We start from the raw sequence: 4,932 nt of genomic DNA, 5'->3' as shown, positions 1-4,932 counted from the left end.
TTCAGGAGGCAGGTCGACAGATGGCTCACATCGCCAAGAAGGGGAACCGCTACTTCGTCGTGGCGTACGGCGGCATCAACCGTGCGACCGGCGGGGAGAAGCGCGACTGGTCCGACGGGTTCGCGACTCGCAAGGAAGCCGAACGTGAGGCAGCGGCCATCGAGAAGCGGAAGGAGGACGGCGACTACCGGTCGCCGGATCGCATCACCCTCGCCAACTACCTGAACGATCGGTGGTTGCCGTTGAAGAAGTCGCAGCTGAGCCGGTCCACGTTCGACTCGTACCGCAACAACGTTCGGCTGCACGTCGCACCGAGGATCGGGACGATCCAGCTCCGGCAGCTCCAGCCGGAAGACCTCGACACCTTCTACGCCGAGCTGCTCGTCGACGGGAAGCTCAACGGCGCCGGCGGCGGTCTCGCCCCCAAGTCAGTGCGCAACATCCACGGAATGCTCCGCAAGGCGCTCGCCGACGCCCATCGCAAGGGCACCGTTCATCGCAATGTCGCCGACCTTGCCGACCCGCCGAAGGTCCGCAATGGCGGAGCGAAGGATCATCAGGTCTGGTCGGCCGATGAGTTGCGATCGTTCCTCGGTGAAATCGAAGACTCCGGCTGGTTCGCTCCGATCTACTTGTCGGCGAACACCGGGATGCGCCGCGGCGAGTTACTGGGGCTCACCTGGCGCAACGTCGACCTCGACAAGGCCCGTCTCGTCGTCGACCAGCAACTGCTCTCCGTCGGGTACGAGGCACAGGTCGGCGCGCCAAAGACGAACACAAGTCGGCGAACGATCGACCTTGACCAGCGCACGGTCGCAGTGCTGCGGACGTGGCGACGGATGCAGCTCGAACAGCAGCTGGGCAATGGCACGCGCAACGATGACGACTTCGTATTCACGCATCCCGACGGCGGGCCGGTCCATCCCGACCGATTCTCGAAGGTGTGGGATCAACTCGTCGCCGAGCACGGTGTGCGCCGCATCCGACTCCACGACCTGCGCCACACCCACGCCTCGATCCTTTTGAAGGCGAACGTCCCCGTGAAGGTCGTCAGCGAACGGCTCGGCCATTCCAGCCCGGCGTTCACGATGACCGTCTACCAACACGTCCTCCCCGGCATGCAAGCCGATGCGGCCGCCGCGTTCGGCGACGCGGTCTTCGGCGACGCACAGCGTCAAGCACGGGAGTAGTGCGAAGATCTGCGCTCGAACGCCTCGAGACCACCTTCCAAATGCTCCAACGCAAGGTCACGAATCTCTCGGGAAAAGAGATTTCCCGAGACAGTTTCGCCGGACGCGCCGCAGCGCACGGCGTTGACGTGTTCGACGTCGCTGCCGACGACGATGTTGGCATCGTGGCTGATCACGATGAACTGGCGAGTCGCGCGCTGGGTGCGCATCGTCGGTACGAGTGACTCATACACCGATCGCGTGGGCACTGCATCCTCAGGTTGGTCAGTGATCACCGGTAGGTCCGACGCAGCGAAGGAAACCTCCTTGATTGCCAAGGCGCGCAGCCCTTCGGTGAGATCCCGGAAAGGAACCGGGGCAGTACCCATAGGCATCTTGCGCCTTAGATCCAGCGAGTCCGCAGGGTATGTCGTCGCGAGCTTGGCAAGATCCTCCAGCAACCCTCTCTCGACCGCGTTCGCCGCAATCTTCTGCTGTTCTGAGTAGCGGCTTTCTGCTGCGCCTACTCGGCCCTGAGCCAATCGGACGGCAAACTCGAGAAGCTCGACTCGATTCAGGTCGTCACGAGTCTTCAGCAAGTCCGGCTCACGCAGATAGGTCCCTCGCTTCAGAGTGTCGATCAGTTCGTCCACCTTCGCCGCGTCACCATTGGGCTCCACGACCGCGAAGAAGGACCGCATGGAATCGTTGACTGAACTCGCCGCAGCGCGGCGCTCGGTGGTGATCTCCGCCCGCAATGCAGCTGCCGTCTCGACGAGAGCCTTCAGCTCGACCAGACCCTGATCGATCTCATCACCGATGGCCCCAGCCTGGGTGTCCTTCGACTCGAGCTCCGTCAACCGCGTGCGTAGGTCACGCAGTTGAGTCATCACCTCGGTGCCCTCATCGCAGCCAGCAGTAGCTAGCTCCTCGTCAACTTTCTCCTGCGCTTCGGCAAAGCGATCCTCCTGGTCGTCTAGCAACGACAATGCATCACCGACGAGACGTTTGCGGCCTTCCTCAGCGGCTATGCGATAGTCGTCGATCAACTGTTGAAGCTCCTCGCTGGGAATGAACTCCTCATGCTCCGGGTCCAGCTCTGTCGGCACGCTTGGAAGCGTCGGACCTCCGGAAGCCGGACCCGTGAGCCAGTCATCAAGTCGGCTCCGACTTGCGTCTCTCCAGCTCTCCGCCTTAGCGATGCCTCCAGCTCGAAGTGCAACCGGCTCCGTGCCGCTGAGAGCAGTCAGCGTCGCTTTCGTCGCTGCCAATCCATCCTCCGTGTTCGAAAGAATGCTCGTGAGCGACTTGGCCTGTGCTGCCTTGCGGATCAAAGCAGAGAGCAATGGCCCGACTTTGCTCGCTCCATCCCGCAGCCTGGCCTGAAGGTCGACGACCTCCGCGCAATGGACGTCGAGTAGGTGAACACTCGGAACCAGTTCGTGGCTCCGGCGGACCAGCTCGGTCTGGCTGAACACAACCGGCTTGAATGGGGGCGTCGGTACGTCGGAGCCACCGATCGTTCGGGTCACCGTTGAGCGCTGCCCGTTCGATCGGACAGCGACAGACACGATTGTGCCGCGTGGGAGACAGGCAGCGATTCTCCGCTTGGTTACTGACTCCACCTCACCGATCTGGCACTCGAGATCGAAGACGAACTTCAAGCAGTCGATGAGCAACGACTTGCCCGCGTTCGGTGGGCCGATAATCGCGTTTGCGCGATCGACGAACTGGAGTCTCTGAGGACCATGGAGCCCACCACTGATCTCGAAAGATTCACTGACATGTGGAGCTGGCACGGGGGGCAACCCAAACGCAACTGACGCCTCGGGGATCGCAAGCGCATGCTTGATCGACGGCACCGAGACCTCAGTGAGGTACAGGTAGGTATCGACTACGCGCCGGACAGCGGGGTCGTGGGTGTCAGAACCGCGGAGCATCACCAGGTGGTCGTGCTGCTTGACCCCACCGTGCGTCCAGTCGTCAAACACCTCATCGCGCGCCACTTCGACAGCGTCGAGCTGTCGGACCAACTCAAGTTGCCGCTCCAAGCTCAGCGAACTCCTCGGACCAAGAAGGTGACCTTCCAGGTCGACATGGGCACCGATGGTGATCACATGCGATCTGAAGCTGTGGCCCGTCGAGGCCTCCTTTGGCAGCAGCGCAAGAAGGTCGGTGAGGTCGATCTGCCCACCCGGCTTGACGCCAAGGCGACCACAGAACTCCTGAATCACCGAATCACCTTCGGCGCCAACCGAGATCACGAGCACATGCCCTCGATCCGTTGAAATCTCAACACCAGGAAGGACTGCCAAGTCATCAGCGGCCGCACCGACCACGTCTGCGTACCTTGTACACGCGTCGTGATCAGTCAATGCGAGAACTTCGACACCTGCTGAGACTGCGGAGGACACGAAGCGGTCGGCGTCCCACTGATCATCACACCGCTCATTCGGAAACGTGTGGTTGTGAAGATCAACTCGTCGCCACATCAGCCCGCCTTCGTTCTGCTCATTGAGTCGAGTATCGCAGCCGCTGACTGCTGGGCAGGCGAATTGGAGATCCGGAAAGCATCATGGTGAAGGCGATCTGTCAACGGGCACAGACCAACCAGGTGGCCTCGTTGGCCACTGCGAAGGTCAGGATCGACGTCACCACGTCTACGAGGTCAAGCTGGTCGGTTGTTCGGTCGTCGATGCTCGAAACCAGCGCGACGGCGTCAGCCAAGGTGCGAACGTGGCGCAGGAGGCCCTCCTGAGCCGAGTCGTCTCCAACCCCATCCAACTGACGGATCGCTCTGGCCAGACCGGGAAGACCATAGAGAGGAGCGCGCTCTGGTTCCGAGCAGAGAAACGCATCAACTTCGTCGTACGCGCCGTTCTTGTGGTCGGCCGCTTCACCGACCTCGATGAAGGCCGTACGTTCCAGGACGAGTCGGTGCTGCCGGTAGAACATCATGTCGTCGTTCGTGTGAAAGCGAGGCGACGCGTAACAGACCAGTGCTTGCCCGAGCGTCGCCCCCCGGAAGCCCACCAGCGCTCCGTGCTGATCTGCGTCCAAATCAAATCGGTAGTACTTGCCGGGGAACAGCTTGAGGAACTTGCCGCGCCGCCTGAACATCCGCTCTGGACGCTTGTATTGCAGGAAGAGCGAAGCCCAATCAGGCGCAGAGCCGGCCCCAGGCGGGCTGCCGAAGTACGGCTTCCACAACAACCCCGGCGGCATGGCGACGCCGAGCAACTGATTCACGTCGTGCAAATCGCCGTCCAGCTCTGCCATAACATCGAAACCGAGCACGCCCTCCAAGACCTGACCCGGTGCCCAGAGGTCGACCGTAGGTGTGAGCAGCCCAAGCTCAAAGTTCGCTGCGACCTCAAAGGTCTTCTCTTCAAAGTCTGGGTTCACCCGCTACGCCCCCCTCGTCGTCAACTAATGGCTCCGCTCACTGTAGGTCGACGACCACTGCAGCCGCAGCCTGGCGACGGGATCTCAGATGTGCGGTTGGCAGACCGGTAGCACGTCGGGGTCAAGTGCTCGCTCGCACATAGATCGTCGAAACTCCCTGCGAATCGTCATTTCGCGCACCTCGGTTCTAACGAATCGTTAGAAGAACCGTTAGAAGATCGTCCCCGTGACGCGAAGAAGCCCTGGCAGATCATGCGATCTACCAGGGCTTTCGTTGGTGGCGGGGGTAGGATTTGAACCTACGACCTTCGGGTTATGAGCCCGACGAGCTACCGAACTGCTCCACCCCGCGGCGAAC

4 protein-coding genes and 1 tRNA gene are annotated in these 4,932 nt (G+C 61.6%); 2 read left to right on the top strand and 3 right to left on the bottom strand.

The window, feature by feature from the left end:
* On the top strand, positions 1-1,190 hold a 1,190-nt coding region (locus tag ACH2EI_RS19355), incomplete at its 5' end, for a tyrosine-type recombinase/integrase (RefSeq protein ID WP_395161211.1).
* On the opposite strand, the gene ACH2EI_RS19350 is transcribed toward ACH2EI_RS19355, so the two are convergent.
* Entirely contained in the window at positions 1,175-2,278 is a 1,104-nt protein-coding gene (locus ACH2EI_RS19350; protein ID WP_395161209.1) for a hypothetical protein, read from the bottom strand. The two genes, ACH2EI_RS19355 and ACH2EI_RS19350, sit on opposite strands and share 16 nt — an antisense overlap.
* A gap of 735 nt (positions 2,279-3,013) precedes the next feature.
* On the opposite strand from ACH2EI_RS19350, the gene ACH2EI_RS19345 reads away from it, so the two are divergent.
* Positions 3,014-3,457: a hypothetical protein gene (locus tag ACH2EI_RS19345; RefSeq protein WP_395161207.1), complete on the top strand. Its 444-nt coding sequence runs from the start codon at positions 3,014-3,016 to the stop codon at positions 3,455-3,457.
* A 304-nt stretch (positions 3,458-3,761) separates the two neighbouring features.
* Here the strand turns inward: ACH2EI_RS19345 and ACH2EI_RS19340 are convergent, their stop codons facing one another.
* The gene (locus tag ACH2EI_RS19340; RefSeq protein WP_395153226.1) at positions 3,762-4,574 is read right to left on the bottom strand and encodes a hypothetical protein; all 813 of its coding nucleotides are present in this window, start codon (positions 4,572-4,574) and stop codon (positions 3,762-3,764) included.
* A 275-nt stretch (positions 4,575-4,849) separates the two neighbouring features.
* A tRNA-Met gene (locus ACH2EI_RS19335) sits at positions 4,850-4,926 on the bottom strand.
* Positions 4,927-4,932 lie beyond the last annotated feature (6 nt).

The sequence above is a fragment of the Ilumatobacter sp. genome (assembly GCF_041688325.1).
Lineage (GTDB): Bacteria > Actinomycetota > Acidimicrobiia > Acidimicrobiales > Ilumatobacteraceae > Ilumatobacter_A.
This window is presented reverse-complemented; position numbering and strand designations above follow the sequence as displayed.